Genomic DNA, 20,591 nt, shown 5'->3' on the forward strand with positions numbered 1-20,591 from the left:
GTTGTAGGTTGGCTCGGAATACGACTGTGTCGACCATGTGGGAGTGCCGCGATGAAGTTTGCCGTTCCTGGGGTAGCGAGCGCCGTCGCCGGGGCTGTGCTCGGTGCCGTCGCGGTGTTCGTCATCACGCTGGCGGCGCAGCAGAATTCGCGGCCCGAGGTGGATCGCAGCGGCAACGCCTCCTCGTCGCTGCTCAACAACGTTGAGTACGGCGCACGCTGATTCGCCCTCTCGCGTCGATCCGGCAGCACCGCTAGGGGCGCGCTGGGTCGCCGGTACGGTCGTCGCGGCGTTCCTGCTCACCTTCGCGCAGGCGCCCGGAAACACCGTCGCCGACACGAAATACGATCTCGCCCAGAACCCGCTGGGCTTTCTGGCCCGCGCGGCGCACCTGTGGAGCAGTCAGGCCCCGATGGGGCAGGTGCAGAATCAGGCGTACGGCTATTTCTTCCCGCACGGCGCGTTCTTCTCTCTCGGCCATGTGCTCGGATTGCCCGCGTGGGTGACCCAGCGGATCTGGTGGGCGCTGCTGATCCTGGCGGGCTTCTGGGGGATCGTCCGGTTGTGCGAGGCGCTGGGCATCGGCTCGCGCGGATCGCGGGTGGTCGCGGCGGTGGCGTTCGCGCTGTCGCCGCGCGTGCTGACCACCATCGGATCGATTTCCTCGGAGACGCTGCCGATGATGCTCGCGCCCTGGGTGTTGCTGGCCCCGGCCGCGCTGGGCCGCATGCGGTTGCCGCGCCGGGGCGCGGCCTCACCCGCGGGCAGCGCGCTCGCGCTCGCGTTGATGGGCGCGGTGAACGCGGTGGCGACCGCGGCCGCGTTCCTGCCCGCCGCGCTGTGGTGGATCTCGTATCGGCCGGACCGGAATTGGTGGCGCTTCACCCGGGTGTGGCTTCCGCTGCTGGTGCTCGCGACGTGCTGGTGGGTGGTGCCGCTGCTGGTGCTCGGCAAGGTGAGTCCGCCGTTCCTGGACTACATCGAATCCTCCGGGGTGACCACCCAGTGGGCGTCGCTGGGTGAGGTGTTGCGCGGCACCGACAGTTGGACGCCGTTCGTCTCGCCGGAGCGGATCGCGGGGGCGGTGCTGGTCACCCAGCCCGCGGCGGTGCTGGCGACCGGACTGCTGGCGGCGGCCGGAATGGCCGGGCTCGCCCTGCGGTCCATGCCGTGCCGCGGCCGGTTCACCCTCGTCCTGATCGTGGGACTGGTCGGGATCTGCGCCGGATACGCCGGGCAATTGGGCGGGCCGTTCGCCGAATCGGTGCGGATGTTCCTGGACTCCGGCGGCGCGCCGCTGCGCAATGTGCACAAGCTCGAACCGTTGATCCGGATTCCGCTGGTGGTCGGGCTGGCGCATCTGCTGCGCCGGGTGCCGCTGCCCGCGTCGGTCCGAATGCCGGTGTGGCGCAACGCCTTCGCCCACCCCGAGCGGGACCGGATGGTCGCGGTCACCGCGCTGATCCTGGCCGCGCTGACGCTGGCGACCTCGCTGGCGTGGACCAGCCGACTCGCCCCGCGCGGCGCGTACGACGCGGTGCCCGGCTACTGGCGGCAGACCGCGCAATGGCTGGCGCACAACGCCGCCGACACCCGCGCGCTGGTGGTGCCGGGCGCGCCGTTCGGCAGTCAGATCTGGGGACTGACCCGCGACGAACCGTTGCAGGCGCTGGCCACGACCCCGTGGGCGGTGCGCGACGCGGTGCCGCTGACCCCGCCGGGCGCGATCCGGGCCATGGATTCGGTGCAGCGGCTCATCGCCGACGGGCGGGCCTCGACCGCGCTCGCGCCGACCCTGATCGATCAGGGCATCGGAATCCTGGTGCTGCGCAACGATCTCGACCCCGACACCTCGCGCTCGACCCGGCCGATGCTGGCGCACGCAGCGATCGAGGGTTCGCCGGGGCTGACGAAGGTCGCCGAATTCGGCAACGACATCGAGGTCGGGCACGGCGACGGGCTGGTCACCGACGGTGATCTGCGGCCGACGTATCCGGCGATCGAGATCTACCGGGTGACCACCCCGCGGCCCGGCACGCCCGTCGAACCGCGCAGCGGGACAGGCGCTCCCGGATCGTTCCCCGGCGCCTACACGGTGCCGCTCGGTTCGGTGCCCGTCGTACAGGGCGGACCCGAGGCGCTGGAACGGCTGCGCCGCACGGCCGCCGCGCCGAACGGTCCCGCCCTGCTGGCCGCCGACGCGCGGCAGGCGGGGCTGGCGAACCCGTCGGTGACGGTCACCGACACCCCGATGGATCGCGAAACCGATTTCGGGAAGGTGGACAACCACAACTCGGCCCTGCGCGCGCCGACCGACGCCCGCCGGACCCACAACCTCGTGCCGGACTACGCGGTGCCGGGCGAACGGCTCGTCGAGGGCGAATGGTCGGGGGCCGTGGTGACAGCGTCGAGTTCGGCCGCCGACGCCACCCAGCTCGGCGGGTCCGCGCCGGGCAGTTCCACCGCCGCCGCGGTCGACGGCGATCCGACCACGGCGTGGCTGAGCAACAGCGCGGAAACCGCTGTGGGGCAATGGCTTCGGCTTCAGCTGGAACAGCCGGTCCGGGTCGGGGTGCTGCACGTGACGACCAGTCCGGCCGCCATCGGCGATCCCGTGAAGTGGATCGAGGTGCGCACCGCGGGCGGTACGGTCGCCGCGCGTATCACCGAACCCGGTGCGCCCGTGACGGTTTCGCTGCCCCCGGGCAACACCGACTGGCTCACCGTCACCGCGACCCGCACCGAGAACGGCACGGGCGGTGGACAGTTCGGGATCAGCGAGATCTCTCTCGAGGACTACGCCGATCGGGAGAATCCGCGGGCGGTGGAGATCCGGCATCGCACGGTGCTGCCGCCGGTGGCGGCGGACACACGGGTGCGGGGGTGGAGCCTGGGGCAGGAGTTCCCCGGGCGCGCAGGCTGTTTCGACGCGCCCGACCGGGTGCGGTGCAGTAAGGGGCTGGGCCTGCCCGCCGAGGAACCGGGGGCGTTCGAGCGGACGCTCCAGGTGCCCGAACCCATGACCGTCACACCGGGGCTGACCGTCCGCGCGCGGCAGGGGCCCGCGCTCGAGGCGCTGCTCACCGATCCCGACCGGCCCGTCGCCCGCGGCAAGGCCGACGTCGCGGATCTGCGCGGATCGGCGTTCGCGGCGACCGACGGCGATCCACGCACGAGCTGGATCGCGCCCGAGGAGGATGTGCGCGCTCCGGCCGGGGCCAAACCGACGCTGACCCTGTGGCTGCCCCGGGCGGAGCTGGTGACCGGATTGGACGTGACGCCGTCACCGGGGGCGCTGCCCGCGCGGCCCACCTCCGTCGCGGTGAATCTCGGCGACGGGCCGCAGGTGCGCGAGATCGATCCGGACGCCGAGCCCGGGACGCCGGTGCGGGTGCCGCTGGAGCCGCGGGTCACCGATCGGATCGAGCTGAGCATCGACAGCTGGAAGCCCGTATTGGACCGCAACGCACTGGGTTTCACGCAGGAGCAGCCGCCGGGACTGGCGGAGGTCGCGGTGCTGGGGCCGGATCTGCCGCCGTCCGATGGGCCGGACCGGCCCGTCACCGTCGACTGCGAGCACGGGCCGACGCTCATGGTGGCCGGGCGCGTCGTGCACACGTCGGTGACCGCGACGATGGACCAATTGCGTTCCGGGGCACCGGTTCCCGCGCGGGTCTGCGCCGCGGACGGCGATCCGGTGGAGCTGCCCGTGGGCCGGGTCGACACCGCGGTCTCCCCCGGCGACCTGTTCTCCGTCGACGAACTGCGCCTGGACCGCACCTCCGACGTCACCCAGCCCGTCGCCGCTCCGCCCGGCACCCGGCTGCTGGTCCTGCCGTTGAGCACGAATGTCGGCTGGCGGGCGCGGACCGGCGACGGGCACGTCCTCACCTCGATCGTCGTGGACGGCTGGGAACAGGGCTGGCTGCTGCCCGCCGACGCCGCCGGGCCGGTGACCATCGACTTTCCCGTGGATCGCTGGTATCGGTGGGCGATTTTCGGGGGGTTGGTGTTGTTGATTCCGTTGTTGGCGTTGGCGGTTCCGTGGCGGCGGCGGAGAAGCACCGCTCGTCCGCCGGAGGCAATGAGTAGGACTGCGGACACCGTCGCCACGGAAGAACCACTGCCGCAGGGGGATTCGTCGACGTCCAGTTGGACGACGGCTGGCGACGGCTTCCCGCCTCGGGCTGATCGGGCACCGGCGTCAGCACGGACGGCGGAAGACGAACTGCCGCATCATGATTCGCGGCCTGGGACAGTCGCAGGCGAGCCGCCCCGGCCGTGGCGGGCTCGGGTCGTGGGCGCGGTGGGGTTGGTCGCGGCAGCGGGAGTGATCTCCGGCCCGGTGGGGGTCGGGTTGGCGGGGGCCGGGCTGGTCGCGGCGTGGCTCTTCCCGGCGGTGGTGCCCCGGGTGTGGGTGGCGCTGGCCGGGGCGGGGACCGCGGTGTCGGCGGCGGCCTTGTCGACGGGCCCGTGGCGTGCGCCCGGAGGGTATATGGGCGGGTCGTTGTGGGTGCAGTTCCCGGCCCTGGTGGCGGTGGTGGCAGTGGGGCTGGCGGCGCTCAGCCGAAACGGCGGCGAACCCAGTGGCGGACGGGTTCTTCCACGAGTGCGTAGCTGGCGGCGGCGAGGGGGACGGTGAACGCGATGGTCAGGACGAGGACATGCAGGAAGCCGCCCGCGAACGGGATCATGCCGAACACCGGGAAGATGATGGCCAGCACCGCCAGATGCCAGATGAAGATGCCGTAGGACCAGCGGCCCAGCGTCGCGGCCACGCGGCTCTCCAGCCAGCGATGCCGCCCGTCGCCCAGGACCAGCGGGGCGAGCAGGCCGAACCCGATCAGCGCGCCGAGCCCCATCTTCATGACGTACTGCCACGGCTCGCCGCGCGTCAGTCCGACCGGTCCCGCCAGTTCGGTCGCGGCCAGCGCGAACGCGACCACCGCGAGAGACCACATGGCCCAACGATTTCCGAGGATCCGCCACGCGCGCGGCGACTCGTCCTCGACCAGTTCGGCGAGCACCATGCCCGCCGCGAACCACGGCAGATAGCCGGGCAGCCAGTTGTCGGCGTGGATCGCGTCGGGCGTCGGCACCGGCACCAGATTCCAGCCGAGGCCGACGATCCCCAACCCCGCGACCGTCGCCACCCGCCAGCGCGGCGAGCGCAGCCGCACCAGCGCCCACGCCAGCACCGGCAATACGAGGTAGAAGGCCACCTCGACCGACAGGCTCCACATCTGGGTGAGCCCATCGGTCAGCGTCAACGGCACGAACACCTGCACCAGAGCCAGATTCGCGAACCAGACCCGCCAACCCGCCGACGCCGCCGCCGACGGCAGCAGGATCAGCACCGCGCACACCACCACCCAGTAGGCGGGCAGGATGCGCGCCGCGCGATGCAGCAGATAGCGGCCCGCCGACGGCGCGGCGCCCCGGCCCCGCGCGGCGGCCGCGTGCGGACGCCACAACAGAAAGCCCGACAGTCCGAAGAACACGGCCACCGCCATATCGAAGCGCTCCCACACCCGGCCCAGCACCGGCATGGAGGTCGCGCCGGTCTGAAACGCCGCGTGGGTCAACAACACTCCCAGCGCCGCCAGCGCGCGCATCCCCTCCAACGCGGGCACGAACGCGCGCGGCGCCACCCGCGCGGGCGCGGGGGAAATCGGTGCGGCGGGATCGGTCACGGTGGCGGTCATCGCGCTCCAGTGTGCCCGGTAACAGCGGGCGCGCGAATTCCCACTCGGATTCGGGAACTTTCGGCACTCGGCTCGCCACTGTAGGGTGCGCGGCTGTTAGTGTCGGGGCTCACGGCGGCAGTGACCGCCCGGTAACGGCCTGTTCGACGACGAGGAGAGTTTGCATGGCACTCGGTGCCGGTACCAAGAGGACGGTGGCCTGCGTGCTCGTAGGGCTCGGCACGCTGCTGATCGTCGCGGCAGTGCTGACCCCCACGTATGCGGTCTCACAGCTGGCCAAGACTCCCCTCGATCTCGAGATCACGACCATCGCCACCAACAATCCGAACGCACCCAGCGAGGTGCTGGACTCGAAGTCGCTGACCTCGGGCACGGATCCGGCGAAGGTCGACAAGAACGTCTCGCTGATCTCGCAGCGCTTCCTCACCGTCGAGGATCCGTCGGACAAGAAGAATATGACCATTCAGGCCGGTCAAACGCTCCGACGCATCGACAAGCAGGGCGACACGGGCCTGCTCACCGCGACCATCGACCGGGTGACCATCGACCGCAAGACCGGGATGCCGATCGATTCGGACCCCAACGGTTCCATCGCGGTCACGGTGAACAGCAAGGGTGAGAGCGTCGCGGATCCGGTGCAGCACACCGGTTTGCAGTACCGCTTCCCGATCGGCACGGAGAAGAAGGACTACCCCTACTTCGATCTGAACGTGCGCAAGACCTTCGACATCAAGTTCCTGGAGGAGACCGAGATCAACGATCTGAAGGTCTACCACTTCCAGCAGCAGGTCCCCGTCACCGATCTGGCCAAGGTGGTCAACTCGCCCACCAACCGGCTCACCCTGCCCGCCGCCAAGTGGGGCGTCGAGGGCGACGGGGATGTGACCATGGACCGCTTCTACTCCAACACCCGGGACGTGTGGGTCGAGCCCAAGACCGGCACGGTCATCAAGGGCGGCGAGCAGCTCAATATCTTCTACGCGCGTTCGGGTGACAAGCCCGAGGTCACCGCGCTGAAGTCGAATGTGGTGTTCGACGACAAGACGATCGACTCGCAGATCGCGGAGGCGAAGAAGTACAGCGACGAGATCTCGCTGTACAGCCGGGTGTTGCCGATCGTGCTCGGGGTGATCGGGGCGGTGCTGTTGATCGCGGGGCTCGTGCTCGGGTTGCTCGGGGGCGGGGATGACAAGCCGGGGCGGGTGGTGCGGAAGCGGCCGGCCGGTGGGGCTACGGTCGCTGATGACAATCCGACGCAGCAGATTGATATGGGGCGGCGGCTTTAGGGGTTTGGGTGGTGGCCCCTCGGAGAGTGTCTCCGGGGGGCCATTGTTGTTTCGGGTTCCGTGCTCCGGCTGCGGCACGTGGATTGCTGTCGCGGCGGCTTCTCGCGGCGTTTGGTCGAGGGTGCGTCCCGAGCGTAGGGCTGTTCGGATGGGCGTTCGGCAACTCGAATCTCGGGGGCGCAATCCGAGCGCGGGCCCGTTCGGGTAGGTGTTCGGCAACTCGAATCTCGGGGGCGCAATCCGAGCGCAGGGCCGTTCGGATAGGCACTCGGCAACCCGAATCTCAAGGGCGTAAACCGAGCGCAGGCCGTTCGGATAGTCGCTCAGCAACCCGATTCTCAAGGGCGCAATCCGAGCGCAGGGCCGTTCGGATAGGCACTCGGCAACCCGATTCCCGAGGGCGTAAACCGAGCGCAGGGCCGTTCGCGTAGGCGCTCGGCAACTCGAATTTCAAGGGCGTGACCCGAGCGCAGGCACGTTCGGTCACGGGTACGTCAACTCAACTCTGTTGAATTGCAAGGGTTTTCGGCTGGGTGGACAGGACGAAGGCGATGAGGGCGGCGGTGACCGTGGCGGTGACGGCGGTCGTGAGCGCGATCAAGGCGGGGAGGGAGTGAATCACGGTGAGCGCCAAGGCGATTTCGATCCCCAGGCCCACCCAGGTGAGGACGGCAGGAGCCGTCCGGTCGACCGCGATGGCCGACAGCAACGCCCCCTGGAGCAACGCGAGCAGGGCCCCGTCGAGGGCGAACAACCACAGCAAGCCCTCGATCGGCGCGTAATCCCGCCCCGCGAACAACGGAGCCAACGGCGCCAATACGGCCGCCCCCACCACCGCCAACACCCCGATCCCCGCCAACACCCCCAACGCGTCCCGCACGGCCCGAGCCGAATGCCCCGGCCGAGCCATCCGCGGATACAACACCACCCCCACGGCCTGCGGCAACCAGAACGCGATCTTGGTAGCGATCGCCCCCAACGCATACCGACTCGCATCCACCTCCCCCAGAACCACCCGCGCCACAATCAAATCCACCGACGACAACGCCATCAACGCCGCCTGCACCTGCGCCGCCCGCACCACCGCCCCCACCCCAGCCCGCCCCCGACGGCCACCCCCCCTAATGCCGGGCAACCCAGCCGCACCCTTTATTCGCATCCGCACCCCTTGCAGGGCTCTGAAGGGGGTGCGGATTCGAATAAAGGGTGCGGCGGGAGTTGCCTCAGCCTGGTGGGGGTGCTCCTGGGGTGGGGCGGGGTCCGGGGTTGGGGTGGGCTTCGCCGCACTCTTTATTGGGATTCGCACCCCTTGTGGGGCCTTGAAGGGGGTGCGGATTCGGATAGGGGGTGCGGATTGGGTTGGTGGGTTTTGGGTGTGGGCATAGAGGGCGGCGAGCGTGAGGCCCAGGGCGGCGGCGGTGAGGGTGGGGGTGGTGGTGGCGCCGAGGGCGAGGGTGAGGAGGGCGGGGGTTACTCGGGCTGTGCCGGTCAGGGCTAGGACCTTGGCCAGGGGGCGGAAGCGATGGGTGCCTTGGAGGATGCCCTGATCGGCGGAGATGAGGACGAGGATGGGGGCGGAGACGAGGGCCGCGGCGGCGGCGGTGACGGGGACGTGGAGGGCTAGGGCGGCGGCGGGGGTGAGGGCGGCGGCGAGGAGGGCGACCAGGGCGGCGCAGCGGTAGCCGAGGGCTCGGGCCTCGGAAACGGGGATGCCCCGGACGATTTCGCGGGCGATCACGTTCTGCAGGGCCAGGGCGGGGACGGCGCACAGGAGCTGGACGGCCAGCAGGCTGGCGAATTCGCTGTACCCGGCCACGCCGAGCCAGCGGCCCGCCAGCAGTTGCAGCAGGTAACCCGCCACATTGGCGACCATGGCCCCCGCCGTCACCAGGGTCATGTCCGCGACCATGGGCAGACGACGCGAGGCAGGCACCCCGCCATGCTGCCACCCCACACCGGGCGGCACGTAGGGTGGCTGAGCGTGACGGCGGGTGATCGGGACGACGGCGGCCCTCGGCGGCAGTGGCTCCCGGCCGCCTGGAGCCTGGCCCTCGCCCTGCTCGTCGTCGGCCCCCTACTCGCGCCCGGCTACCTCTTGCTGCGCGACGCCGTGAGCACCCCCCGCTCCTACCCCACCGACGCGGCCCTCGGACTGGGCGACGCCGCCCCCCGAGCGGTCCCCCAGGACGGACTGCTGGCCGCCCTGTCGACCGTCGTGGACGGCGGTCTCGTCGTCAAGGCCGTTCTCGTCGCCGCCCTCTGGGCCGCGGGCTGGGGAGCCGCGGTCCTCACCCGCCGCACCCTGTGCGCCGCCCTCGGCCCGCAACTGGTCGCCGCCACACTGGCCATCTGGAATCCCTATGTCGCCGAACGACTTCTACAGGGCCATTGGAGCCTGCTCACCGGCTACGCCGCACTGCCGTGGACCGCCCTAGCGGCCCAGCGAATTCGCGCGCACACGGGCACCACCGGCAGATTCCGCCGCCCCTCCCGCCAGCACCCCGAACGCCATTACGGCTCCAGCGAATTCAGCGGCCCGAATCACCAAACCCAGCAGGCCGATTCGATATCCGGGACGGGACGGGCCTGGGCGGGGCTGGCGGGGTGGTTCGCTGTCGCGGGGTTGACGCCGACGGGATCATTGTTGGCGGGGATTGTCGCGGTGGTTGTGGTGGGGCGGCGGAATGTGCTCGGGGTGGTGGGGTTGTGGGTGGTGGCTGCCGCGCCCTGGTTGGTGGGGGCGGGGTTGTCGGGGGGTGGGGCCGAACCGTCGGATCCGGCGGGGGTTGTGGCCTTCGCGGCGCGGGCCGAGCCGGGGCTCGGGACGTTGGGGAGTCTTGTCGGGCTCGGGGGGATTTGGAACGGCGATGCCGTACCTGCTTCGCGCACAACGGGTTTCGCGCTGGTCGCCACGGTCGTGTTGGTGTTGCTCGTGGCGAGCGGGGTGCGGGCGGTGGCCGCCGCGGGTGATCCCGGGACCCGGCGGCTGCGGCGGGCGCTGCTCGTGATCGCGGCGGTGGCGGTGGTGATGCCTGCGCTGGGAGCCACGGGGTGGGGGGTGGCGGTCGGGGAATGGCTGGTGACGCGGGTGCCGGGGGCCGGGCTGTTGCGGGATACCCAGAAGTACGTGGCCTTGGCCGTGCCCGCCTATACCGTGTGCGCGGCGGCGGGCTGTCGTGCGGTCGCGGTCGCCGTGCGGAACCGGGCCCCGGCGGTCGAGGCGGTGCCCTTGGTCGCGGCAGTGTTCGTCGCCGTACCGCTTGTCACCCTGCCGGATCTGGCTTGGGGAGTGGGCGGGGCGCTGCGGCCCGTGCATTATCCGGCGGGATGGCAGCGAGTGGCGGCGGCGATCGACGGGCCGGGGGATGTGGCGGTGTTGCCCGCGGGCATGTTCCGCCGATTCCCCTTCAGCGGCCGGGTCGCGGTGCTCGATCCCGCGCCGCGCCTGCTGCCGCGCGATGTGCTGCAAACAGGCGAACTTCCCGTGCGCGGCCGCGTCGTCGCGGGCGAGGGTGGCCGGGCCCGGGACGTCGAGCGACTGCTGGCGAACGGGGCCGCGCCGGGCGAACTGGCCGCCCGCGGCGTCGGCTGGGTGCTGGTCGAGAAGACCACCCCGGGTCCGCTCGGTGCCTCGGAAACCACACTGGCCCAATTGGATTCACGCTATGCGGACGCCGACCTCGCGCTCTATCGGGTGCCGGGGCCGATCGATCCGCACGGCCCGTCCGACGCCACCCACCGCGCCCTCGCCATCGCCGCCCACCTCGTCTGGGCGCTGTGTCTGCTCGGCGGCGCGGTGTGGTCGACGGCCCGGCGCGCGAGAACGTCGCCTGTTCGGCGGTGACCAGCCGGGCCGCGAACGCCTCGGCGGCGTCGGCGTACGGGATCGCCTTCTCGCCAGCCTGGGGTCGGCTCGGGTCGATCCGAGAGAATACCCCCATGACCAGCTACCCCACGCTCCGATCGATAGTCCTCGACACCACCGACGCGCGCGGGCTCGCCGAGTTCTATCGAAGGCTGCTCGGCTACGAATACCGGGCGGGCGACGAACCGCCCGACACCGTGGAACGGGACTGGCTCGTGCTGCGCGATCCGGCTGGCACGGCGCGCCTCGCGTTCCAGCGGGTCCCGGACCTGCCCGCGTCGACCTGGCCGGAACCCGAAGTGCCGCAACAACTTCACCTCGATCTGACCGTCACGAGCACCGACGAGCTTGTCGCGCAACGTGATCGGGCCCTCGAACTCGACGCGACACTGCTCTTGGACCGTTTCGACGATCCGGCCGAGCCGCTCTACGTCTTCGCCGACCCCGCGGGCCATCCGTTCTGCGTCTTCGTCGCCGACCCGAACGAGGAATAGGTCAGGCCGCGCGGTCGCTGTCCGAGCGCGCGGTGACCAGGCCGGAGGCGAACTCGCCCCGCACGGCGGCCGCGAGCACCTCGTACACGCCGTTCGCCGTTTGCTCCCAGGAGAATTCGCGGGAGCGGGCACGGGCCTTCTCGCCCATCACCGTGCGCTCCTGGGAATCGACGAGGAGGTCGCCGACCGCGGTGGTGAGATGGGTGACGTCGTCGACCAGCAGGCCGGTGACGCCGTCGACGATCGAATCGGTCAGCCCGCGGGAGCCGCGGTAGCCGACGGTCGGGACACCGTGCTGGGCGGCCTCGATCACGGCCAGGCCCCAGCCCTCCTTGCGGGAGGGCAGGACGTGCACCCAGGCGCGGGCGAGCAGTTCGTGTTTGCGGCACTCGTCCACGTGGCCGTGGAAGGTGACCGCGTCATCGATATCCAGTTCGCGCGCACGGGTTTTCAGGTTGTCGGCCCACCAGCCGTCGCCGATCACGTCCAGCCGCAGCCCGGGAACACGCTGGCGGAGCCCGGCGACCACCGCGAGGGCGTCCTCGATCTGCTTGTGCGGCACCAGCCGGGACAGCACGACGATGCTCGGATGGCCGGTGCGGGTCGTGCCCGCACCGGTCGGGGCGAGCGCCGGAACGGGCTCGGCGCCGTTGCGCACCACCGCGATTCGGGCGCGGTTCACCCCGAGCGTCGCCAACTCCTCCGCCGAGGGCAGCGACACCGTCAGGTACTGGTTGTGCCGATGCACCCGGGGCGAGAGCCGCGACTCGATCCACCAGCCGATCCGCCCGACGAGCCGACCGGCGACCGGCCACTGCTCGCGATGACCGTGGTGCACCAGCACCACCGCGGGCGCGAGCGTGGCCAGACGGGCGAAGAACGGAATGCCGTTCTGGGTGTCGATCACCACGTCGGGGCGCAGCCCGCGCAGCGGACCCAGACCGGCCCGGCCGAACAGCATGGCCGCGAGCGCGCGGGGATAGACGCTGAAACGGCCACCCGCCCTGCTGATCTCGATGCCGTCGCGGCGTTCGCGCCGGGGCGCGCCCGGATAGCGCGCGGTCCGCAGCGTCACCTTGATCCCGCGCGCGGCCAGATGCGCGCCGACCTGCTCCAGATAGCGCTCACTGCCCCCGCCCTGGGGATGGCCGGTATCGCGCCAGCAGAGCAACAGCACCTCACGCACTCTGCCGGGATCGGACACGGCACAACTCCAGATGATCTAGGGACAAGTGGCTCCACCCTACAGCTTGGGCGCGGGCGGTCTCATCGAGCCGCTGTGCGAAACTGGTTCGCCATGCTCACCGACCTTCGCTTCGGGCGCCGCGCCACGCTGCGCCGATCGCTGCGGCTGCTGAGCAGTTTCCGGTTCGAGCAGACCGACCCGGGCCTGTTCTACGGCGGCATCGCCGCAGACACCGTGGATCTGGTCGACGACTTCCATCGCGATCTCACCGGCCGCGACCTGTCCGGCACCATCGTGCTGGATGTGGGCGGCGGGCCCGGCTACTTCGCCGATCGGTTCGCCGCGGCGGGCGCGCGCTACCTGCCGGTGGAACCGGATCCGGCCGAGATGCACGCGGCCGGGCTGCGGGTGCCGGGTTCGGTGCGCGGTTCCGGGACGGCGCTGCCGTTCCGCGACGACGCGGTCGACATCTGCGTCTCCTCCAATGTGGCCGAGCACGTCGCGGATCCGTGGCGGATGGCCGAGGAGATGCTGCGGGTCACCAAACCCGGTGGGCTGGTGGTGTTCTCGTACACGGTGTGGCTCGGTCCGTTCGGCGGGCACGAGACCGGGCCCTGGCATTATCTGGGCGGGGAGTTCGCGGCGCGGCGGTATCGGCGCAAGCACGGCCGCGAACCCAAGAATCGTTTCGGCACATCGCTGTTCGCGGTCACCGCGGCCGCGGGGCTGCGCTGGGCGGACGGACTCGGGGGGCGGGGCGAGGTGCTCGCGGCGTTCCCGCGCTATCACCCGCGCTGGGCGTGGTGGCTGGTGCGGGTGCCGGGACTGCGAGAGTTGTTGGTCAGCAACCTCGTTCTGGTGATCGCGAAACGCTGAACCCGGGCGGGATCAGCGATCCTGGCGACCGCGCAGCCACGTCCGGCGCGTGCCGTGCACGGCGGGTTCGCTCCAGGGTGGCTCCTGCATGGCCAGGCCGACGGTCTCGAGCGGGGTGAGCCCGACCCGGTCGGCCAGCGCGCGCACCGCGGCCACCGCCTCGGCGGCCTGCAACGCCGCCGCGGCCTGCTCGAGGGTGAGGGTTCGGCCGGGCAGGAAGGACACCACCCAGCCGCCCATGCCGACACACCTCGCCTGATGTGGGGTCTGATCGCTGGTCATCAAGGACCGGCCGACCACTTGCACCGCCATGACTCGGACTCCCCTGCGATTGCATCTGAAAAATCGAGCGGCTGAGAGCGAATAGCTACAAGCATGCTCCGACCGCTCGCGGAACGCAATAGTGCGTTTTCGCGAAATGCCAACCGGCAGGTAGGGTTTGGGGCTTTCGTTCAGTTCTCGGGCATGCGCACCCGAAGCACGGGCTGCCCGGCATGATCGGCGCGGAACGGATCGACGATGTCGACCTCCCAGCCGGGCGGCAGCACGGCCTCGAGGCGGCGCGCGACCCGGCGCAGCGGAGTGCTGGCGGCCGGATCGAACGCCTCCGGTACCAGGGGTGCGTCGAACTGTAGATCGGTCATCCCAATCACCCATCTCTCACACGCTCGGCCCGACCGGTCGCGGAGGAGACGAACCCGCGAGCAACGGTGTGGCAATCAGTCCACTCGAATGGCTAACTACCTGCAATCGAACTGGTCAGTCATGAGATGTAGAACACACCCAGAACTCGGGCAACCGCCTCGAATGCATCTTTACACAGCGCGCGCGGCCCGGGAAAGGAAACGCCCGCACACCTGGGGAATACCCAGATGCGCGGGCGTTAGGCCGGGGACTATCCCAACCGCTGCTTCAGGGCCTCGAACTCGTCCCGGACGCCGGAGGGGAGCTTGTCGCCGATGAACTCGAACCACTCCTCGATCAGCGGGATCTCCTTGCGCCACTCGTCGAGGTCGACGCCCAGGGCCTCGTCCACATCGGCGGGGTTGACGTTCAGGTTGTCCAGGTCGAGGTGCGCGGCGGTGGGGACGTTGCCGATCGCGGTGGCCTCGGCCTCGGCCCGGCCCTCGATGCGGTTGACGATCCACTCCAGCACGCGGGAGTTCTCGCCGAAGCCGGGCCACAGGAAGCGGCCGTCGTCACCGCGACGGAACCAGTTGACGTAGTAGATCTTCGGGAGCTTGGTGGCGTCGGCGTTCTTGCCCAGGTTGATCCAGTGGCCCAGGTAGTCGCCGACGTGGTAGCCCAGGAACGGCAGCATGGCCATCGGGTCGCGGCGCACGGTGCCGACCTTGCCCTCGGCGGCGGCGGTCTGCTCCGAGGACAGCGTCGCGCCCATGAACACGCCGTGCTGCCAGTCGAAGGACTCGGTCACCAGCGGGACGGTGGTCTTGCGGCGGCCGCCGAACAGGATCGCCGAGATCGGCACGCCCTGCGGGTCGTCCCACTCGGGGGCCAGCGTCGGGCACTGCGACATGGGCGTGCAGTACCGCGAGTTGGGATGGGCGGCAAGCGTTTCGGTCTCCCGCAGGAACCAGTCGTGGCCCTTCCAGTCGATCAGGTGGTCGGGCTCGTTCTCCAGGCCCTCCCACCACACGTCGTTGTCGTCGGTCAGCGCGACGTTGGTGAAGACGGTGTTGCCCGCGTCGATGGTGGCCATCGCGTTGGGGTTGGACTTGTGGTTGGTGCCCGGCGCGACCCCGAAGAATCCGAACTCGGGGTTGACAGCGTAGAGACGGCCGTCCTTGCCGAATCGCATCCAGGCGATGTCGTCGCCCAGGGTCTCCGCGCGCCAGCCCGGCACGGTCGGCTGGATCATCGCGAGGTTGGTCTTGCCGCAGGCGCTGGGGAACGCGGCCGCGATGTAGTAGTTCTTGTTCTCCGGGGAGATCAGCTTGAGGATCAGCATGTGCTCGGCCAGCCAGCCCTCGTCGTGGGCCATGGCCGAGGCGATGCGCAGCGAGTAGCACTTCTTGCCCAGCAGCGCGTTGCCGCCGTAACCCGAGCCGTAGCTCCAGATCTCGCGATCCTCGGGGAAGTGGGTGATGTACTTGGTGTCGTTGCACGGCCACGGCACGTCGGCCTGGCCCGGCTCGAGCGGCGCGCCGACCGAGTGCAGACACTTCACGAACGGCTTGTCGGTGCCGAGCTTCTCCAGCGCGGCCTTGCCCATGCGGGTCATCACGCGCATCGAGACGACCACGTACTCCGAATCGGTCAGCTCGACGCCCAGCTTGGGGTCCTCGGCGCCCAGCGGACCCATGCAGAAGGGGACCACGTAGAGCGTGCGGCCCTTCATCGAACCGCGGTACAGCTCGGTCATGGTCTTGCGCATCTCGTCCGGGGCGACCCAGTTGTTGGTCGGTCCGGCGCCGGACTCCTCGCGCGAGCAGATGAACGTCCGCGATTCGACGCGGGCCACGTCGGAGGGGTCCGACAGGGCCAGGAACGAGTTGGGCTTCTTGCTCGGGTTGAGCCGCTTGAACGTGCCCGCGGCGACGAGTTCGCCGGTCAGCCGGTCCCACTCCTCGTCGGAGCCGTCCGCCCAGACGACGCGCTCCGGCTGGGTGAGTTCTGCGACCTCCTGTACCCAGGCGAGCAGTCCCGCGTGCTCGGTCGGTGCGGTGCCATCGGATCCGTGAAGACCGGGAATGGTCACTGAGGTCATCGAAAACTCTCCTGAGTGGGGCGGCGACTCCCGGCAGCTCGCGACGCCGGAGAGCCACCGTTGGCGGGTGGGTACCCGCTCCGGCTCGACGGCACGCCCCGGGTCGGACGGCGTACAGGACGAAGCGGACGCCCAGGTTCCTTGTGTAAAGAGGTTAACGCGATGTGACCGCCGGTACGGAATGGGGTTCCTCACTCGATATCCGGCTGAAATTTGCCGGGCGCGTGCGGTGAACGTGTTATCGCGCGTCGAGAACGGCCAGGTCGCGTTCGCATGCGGCCAATTGCGCCGGACGATTCGAGTGCAGTTGGCGCAATTGCGCCTCGAGTTCGGCGATCCGCTGGTCGGTGGCGACGACCCGCGCGGTGCTCGCCCGGACCACCTGGTCGGTGAGCTCCGACTCGGCCTCCATGAGCGCGGTGGACATCCGCCGCTCGAGTTCGGACTTGACGTTGCCGAGGGCCTCGGCGATCCATTCGCGCAGGTGCGCCCGGTCGGCCACGTGCCCGCGGGCCCGGACCACCCAGTAGGCCACGCCCGCGCCGAGCGCGAGTGCGATCGGCCACGTCGCGTAGTCCAGCGCGGGCACCAGCGACAGCGGAGCGACCACGAGCCGGCCGATGCCGAAACCGGCCGAGGCGCCGACGGCAACCATCAGGCGATCCTCCACGCCGCGGCGGCGCGGGGCGAAGTCCGGGCGCAGGCGCGGGGGCGGATCGGTGCGCGGGACGGGCGCGGTGACCGGACCGGTGAGGGCCTCGAGCTGGCGGGTGATCTCGGCGAGCCGACGGGTGAGCATGGCGTCGAGTTCGGCGGTCAGCTCGTGCACGGCCTGTTGCAGCCGGTCCTGGAAGGCGGCGGCGTCGCGGCGGCGGAGCCGTTCCAGATCGGCGCGGGCGGCGGTGTTCAGGGTGCGGACGCGGGCGCTGGCCTCGTGCACGAGATCGAGCCGGGCCAGATTCGCGCGGTTGCGCAGGGCGCCCAGCGCCTGGGCGCGGCCGCCGTCGCGCCCGGCCAGCAGGGTCGCGCGCTCCTCGCGGACCTGTCGCGCGAGTTCGCCCGAGCGCAGCGCCTCGGCCTGGTCGAGGATGCGGCGGCGGGTGTCGGCGAGGACCCGCTCGACGACGACCCCGTTGCTCCCGGCGGGCGCGCCGACCGCCGCGGTGAGCCGGGCGTGCAGCGCGCCGACGCCGGACCGATCGAGCAGGGCGGCGTCGCCGCGGTCGCGGGCGGTGGCCGCCATGCGCGCGGACACCGGCAGCACCTCCGGCTCCGCGCCGAGCGCTCGGCCCAGCAGGGTCCGATCCCGTTCGTGGATCGCCCGCCATTCGGCATGGGCGTGAAATCCGTTGAGCGCGAAGATCATTGGCGAGCCAGCCGCGTGCAGGCGGGCGGCCAGATCGAGGGTCGCGGCGCCGAGGGCGGCGCCCGCGTCGAGCAGGATCAGCGCCACGGCGGGCGGGGCGGCCGGATCCGGTCCGGGCTCGGCGAGTTCGACGCGGGGCTCGAATCGGCCCAGTTCCCAGCGCAATTGGGCCGTGGTGGCGTCGTCGGGTCCGATCACCGTGACCGGGACGCCGCCCGCGCCGCCCGCCGGGGGAACCGCGCGCAGCAGCGCGTCGCCCTGGGGATTCCAGCGCGCGACGACGGCCGCGACCGCCGGGGACAGCGGTTCAGAGTCCGACACTGCTCATCCGCCCCCAGATCCGGACGTACCCGTTGTGCACGCGAACCGCGGCCCGGCGCGCGTCGGCGGGCAGATCGCTCGCGATCACCGCGCGCCAGCGCTCGGCCCGGGCCAGGGCGTCGTCGGCGTCGGCGGGCCGCGCGGGACCCGAGGCGAGATGTCGCACCTGCGGGCAGGCCAGCCCGGCTCGCACGCCCAGCCACAGCGCCTCGTCCCCGGCCAGGTAGTCCTCGATGAGATCGCTTGCGCGCGAATCGGATTCGGGCAGCGCACGGGCGGCGAGGCGGGCGAGTTCGTCGAGCAGTTCGCCGCCACGCCGCGCGACGATTCCCCCATATTGCACATGGACGCGGGTGTGCACGGCGTCGATGCCGCTGACCGCGTGCAGCAGCCGCAGCAGCGGTTGCGGGCCCAGCCCCGGTTCGTGGCGCAGCGCGACGAGCGCGCAGGCCACCCCGTAGAGCCCCCAGCGATCCAGCAGCGCCTGCCGATCGGCGGTGTCCGGGCCCGCGTCGGCGGCGGTGAACAGCTCCGGGGAGAGGGTGAAGGCCGGATCGTCGCGGCCCGCGTGGCGGCGCAGCGTGCGCAGATCGTCCTCGCTCGGCGTGCCCGCGCGGGTGTGGGCGGCCAGCGCGGACACCACCGGCAGCACGGGCAGGCCGAGTTCGCGGGCGTAGCGGTCGGCGGCGGTGACGGCGTCGGCCCAGCGCGAGCCGATCGCGTCGGCCTTGTTCAACACGACCACGACCCGATCCGGCGGCAGCGCGGCGAGCACGCGGCGATCGGCGGGTTGCAGCGCGGCCGCGAGGACGTAGACGATCAGATCGCCGTCGAGGTCCGGTTCCGGTTCGCCCGGTTCGTCCACCGGCGCGGTCTCCTCCGCCGAGATCAGCGCGAGGGCGCGCAGCAGGGCGCTCTTTCCCGAGCGGGCCCGGCCGGTGACCTGGATGCGCAAGGGCCGCCGCCATTTTCCGGCCGCCGCGGCCAGTCCCTCGGCCGCACCCGGATCGCCCGCCCGCCGCAGCGTCGCGAGCAGCTGATCGAGACCCGGTGTGTGCCCGCCGTAGTCGCCGACCAGGCCGGACGCCGTGACACCTGCTGACAACGGAGCGCACCCCCTTCCGGCGAAGGATTCTGTCAGAAGTGGGCCGAATTGTCGGCAGGGCGACCGGTTTTCCTGTGTCCGCGCTCACAACCAGTGGGCGAGTAGTATGGACGGTCTGGGGAAATCGTCACGATATGTTATGGCTTGTCCTGTGGGACAGCACAATTGGCACCGAACTGTCTTCCTGCGTAAACAGCCGGTCACCTATCGTGAACGGATCGGCGCTTCGCCGATGCGCGGCTTCGGCACCGCGGTCCCCGGGCAGATCCGGCGCCTGCGCGCCGCCGGATCGGCGGCGAACCGGAGGAGGTTGGGGATGAGCGTCATCGGTGACGTCATCGAGGAGATCGGCGCGGGCCGCCCGCTGCCGCCGTCACAAGACCCGTTCCTGCGCCCGCCTGTCGACCTGGCCGGATACGCCCCGGGCACGATCCTGCGCACCCGCGCGGTCCGGGTCGCGCTGCTGGGCCTCGTTCCGCAGCAGGTCTCGGCCTGGCAGCTGCTGTATCGCAGCAACGATCTGCACGACCGGCCCGAGGCCGCCATCACCACCGTGCTGCTGCCCGCGGACGCGGATCCCAGCCAGCCGCGACCGCTGCTGGCCTTCCAATCCGCCATCGACGCCGTCTCCGAACGCTGCGCGCCGTCCTACGCGCTGCGGTTGGGTTCGGCCGCGCTCGGCTCGATCACCCAGCTGGAGTGGATGCTGGTCGCGGGCGCGCTGCGGCGCGGCTGGGCGGTGAGCATCGCCGACCACGAGGGACCCGACGGCAACTTCGGCGCCCCGCGCGAACCGGGCTATCGGGCCCTCGACGGCATTCGCGCGGCGCTGCGCTTCCCGCCGCTGGGCCTGCACGCCGACACCCCGGTCGCGGTCTGGGGGTATTCGGGCGGCGGCATGGCCAGTTCCTGGCTGGTGGAGATGGCGCCCACCTACGCGCCCGAGATCGATCTGGTCGGGGCCGTGCTCGGCGCGCCCGTCGGCGATCCGGGCCAGGTGTTCCTGCGGCTCAACGGCGGCCGGTACGCCGCGCTCCCGGCCATCGTGATCGCGGCCATGCACCGCATCTATCCCGCGCTGGGCAGGGTCATCGACGAGGATCTGACCGAGACCGGGATGAAACTGGTCCAGCGGGCCGCGCGGCTGACCCCGGCCGCGGCGATCTTCCGGCTCGCCAACCAGAACGTGGAGGATCATCTGCGCCGCCCGCTGGCCGAGGTGCTCGACGAGCCCGAGATGCGACTCATGCTCGACGACATGCGCCTGGGCGGCCACGCGCCGCGCTGCCCGATCCTGGTCGTGCAGCCCGTGCACGACCAGATCATCCACGTCGAGGGCATCGACGGACAGGTCGACCGGTACCGCCGCGCGGGCTCGGTGGTGACCTATCTGCGCGACCGCCTCAGCGACCATCTCACCCTGTTGCCGTTGAGCACGCCGCTGAGCCTGGAGTGGCTCGCCGACCGGATCGCCGGGCGGCCCGTGATCGATACCACGACGCGAACCGTCTGGTCGGTCACCACGGCACCGGAGAGTCGCCGCGGCCTGCTCGAAATGCTCGGCACCGCAATACGAGTCGCGCTCGGCCGCCCGTTGCGGCAGGAGAGCGCACCGGAACTGCGCCCGGCCCACACCCTCGCCGCCTGAGCCCGGCACGA

The 20,591-nt window shown here is 71.0% G+C and carries 15 protein-coding genes; 7 read left to right on the forward strand and 8 right to left on the reverse strand.

Annotation, left to right across the window (positions count from 1 at the left end; genetic code table 11):
• Window positions 1–51 precede the first annotated feature (51 nt).
• Both ACFYTQ_RS07890 and ACFYTQ_RS07895 read left to right on the forward strand, forming a co-directional pair.
• Window positions 52–222, forward strand: a complete 171-nt coding sequence (locus ACFYTQ_RS07890) for a DUF2613 domain-containing protein (protein ID WP_387358091.1) — start codon at window positions 52–54, stop codon at window positions 220–222.
• A complete protein-coding gene (locus tag ACFYTQ_RS07895; protein ID WP_387358093.1) occupies window positions 203–4,642 on the forward strand; it encodes an alpha-(1->3)-arabinofuranosyltransferase family protein in 4,440 nt (1,479 codons plus the stop codon). Before ACFYTQ_RS07890 ends, ACFYTQ_RS07895 begins: the two co-directional genes overlap by 20 nt.
• Here the strand turns inward: ACFYTQ_RS07895 and ACFYTQ_RS07900 are convergent.
• On the reverse strand, window positions 4,563–5,705 hold the full coding sequence (locus ACFYTQ_RS07900) for an acyltransferase family protein (protein WP_387358095.1): 1,143 nt from the start codon (window positions 5,703–5,705) through the stop codon (window positions 4,563–4,565). The two genes, ACFYTQ_RS07895 and ACFYTQ_RS07900, sit on opposite strands and share 80 nt — an antisense overlap.
• A 164-nt stretch (window positions 5,706–5,869) precedes the next feature.
• Here ACFYTQ_RS07900 and ACFYTQ_RS07905 point away from each other — a divergent pair, with 164 nt between their 5' ends.
• Window positions 5,870–6,991, forward strand: a complete 1,122-nt coding sequence (locus ACFYTQ_RS07905) for a DUF3068 domain-containing protein (protein ID WP_387358097.1) — start codon at window positions 5,870–5,872, stop codon at window positions 6,989–6,991.
• Between the two features lie 499 nt (window positions 6,992–7,490).
• Here ACFYTQ_RS07905 and ACFYTQ_RS07910 read toward each other — a convergent pair whose 3' ends face one another.
• Entirely contained in the window at window positions 7,491–8,888 is a 1,398-nt protein-coding gene (locus ACFYTQ_RS07910; protein WP_387358099.1) for a polysaccharide biosynthesis protein, read from the reverse strand.
• Between the two features lie 42 nt (window positions 8,889–8,930).
• Between ACFYTQ_RS07910 and ACFYTQ_RS07915 the strand changes: the two genes are divergently transcribed.
• Both ACFYTQ_RS07915 and ACFYTQ_RS07920 read left to right on the forward strand, forming a co-directional pair.
• Window positions 8,931–10,835: a hypothetical protein gene (locus ACFYTQ_RS07915; RefSeq protein ID WP_387358101.1), complete on the forward strand. Its 1,905-nt coding sequence runs from the start codon at window positions 8,931–8,933 to the stop codon at window positions 10,833–10,835.
• A 95-nt stretch (window positions 10,836–10,930) separates the two neighbouring features.
• A complete protein-coding gene (locus ACFYTQ_RS07920) occupies window positions 10,931–11,350 on the forward strand; it encodes a VOC family protein (protein ID WP_387358103.1) in 420 nt (139 codons plus the stop codon).
• Between the two features lies 1 nt (window position 11,351).
• Here ACFYTQ_RS07920 and ACFYTQ_RS07925 read toward each other — a convergent pair whose 3' ends face one another.
• Window positions 11,352–12,536: a glycosyltransferase family 4 protein gene (locus tag ACFYTQ_RS07925; protein ID WP_387359153.1), complete on the reverse strand. Its 1,185-nt coding sequence runs from the start codon at window positions 12,534–12,536 to the stop codon at window positions 11,352–11,354.
• A gap of 111 nt (window positions 12,537–12,647) precedes the next feature.
• Here ACFYTQ_RS07925 and ACFYTQ_RS07930 point away from each other — a divergent pair, with 111 nt between their 5' ends.
• Window positions 12,648–13,412 carry a class I SAM-dependent methyltransferase gene (locus ACFYTQ_RS07930; protein WP_387358105.1) on the forward strand — a complete coding sequence of 255 codons (765 nt, stop codon included), beginning with the start codon at window positions 12,648–12,650 and terminating at the stop codon, window positions 13,410–13,412.
• Window positions 13,413–13,424: 12 nt separating this feature from the next.
• Here ACFYTQ_RS07930 and ACFYTQ_RS07935 read toward each other — a convergent pair whose 3' ends face one another.
• The 5 genes from ACFYTQ_RS07935 to ACFYTQ_RS07955 form a co-directional block, all read right to left on the reverse strand.
• Window positions 13,425–13,724, reverse strand: a complete 300-nt coding sequence (locus ACFYTQ_RS07935; RefSeq protein ID WP_387358107.1) for a hypothetical protein — start codon at window positions 13,722–13,724, stop codon at window positions 13,425–13,427.
• A gap of 140 nt (window positions 13,725–13,864) precedes the next feature.
• Window positions 13,865–14,056 carry a hypothetical protein gene (locus tag ACFYTQ_RS07940; RefSeq protein WP_387358109.1) on the reverse strand — a complete coding sequence of 64 codons (192 nt, stop codon included), beginning with the start codon at window positions 14,054–14,056 and terminating at the stop codon, window positions 13,865–13,867.
• A gap of 251 nt (window positions 14,057–14,307) precedes the next feature.
• Window positions 14,308–16,140 carry a phosphoenolpyruvate carboxykinase (GTP) gene (locus ACFYTQ_RS07945; RefSeq protein WP_387358111.1) on the reverse strand — a complete coding sequence of 611 codons (1,833 nt, stop codon included), beginning with the start codon at window positions 16,138–16,140 and terminating at the stop codon, window positions 14,308–14,310.
• Between the two features lie 238 nt (window positions 16,141–16,378).
• Window positions 16,379–17,827 (reverse strand): hypothetical protein, encoded by a 1,449-nt coding sequence (locus tag ACFYTQ_RS07950; RefSeq protein WP_387358113.1) that lies wholly within the window; start codon window positions 17,825–17,827, stop codon window positions 16,379–16,381.
• Complete coding sequence (locus tag ACFYTQ_RS07955; protein ID WP_387358115.1) at window positions 17,814–18,932, reverse strand: hypothetical protein; 1,119 nt, start codon at window positions 18,930–18,932, stop codon at window positions 17,814–17,816. The genes ACFYTQ_RS07950 and ACFYTQ_RS07955 overlap by 14 nt, the downstream gene beginning before the upstream one ends.
• Window positions 18,933–19,248: 316 nt before the next feature.
• Here ACFYTQ_RS07955 and ACFYTQ_RS07960 point away from each other — a divergent pair, with 316 nt between their 5' ends.
• Complete coding sequence (locus ACFYTQ_RS07960) at window positions 19,249–20,580, forward strand: lipase family protein (RefSeq protein WP_387358117.1); 1,332 nt, start codon at window positions 19,249–19,251, stop codon at window positions 20,578–20,580.
• Window positions 20,581–20,591 lie beyond the last annotated feature (11 nt).

It is taken from the genome of Nocardia sp. NPDC004068, assembly GCF_042874315.1.
Taxonomy (GTDB): Bacteria; Actinomycetota; Actinomycetes; order Mycobacteriales; family Mycobacteriaceae; genus Nocardia.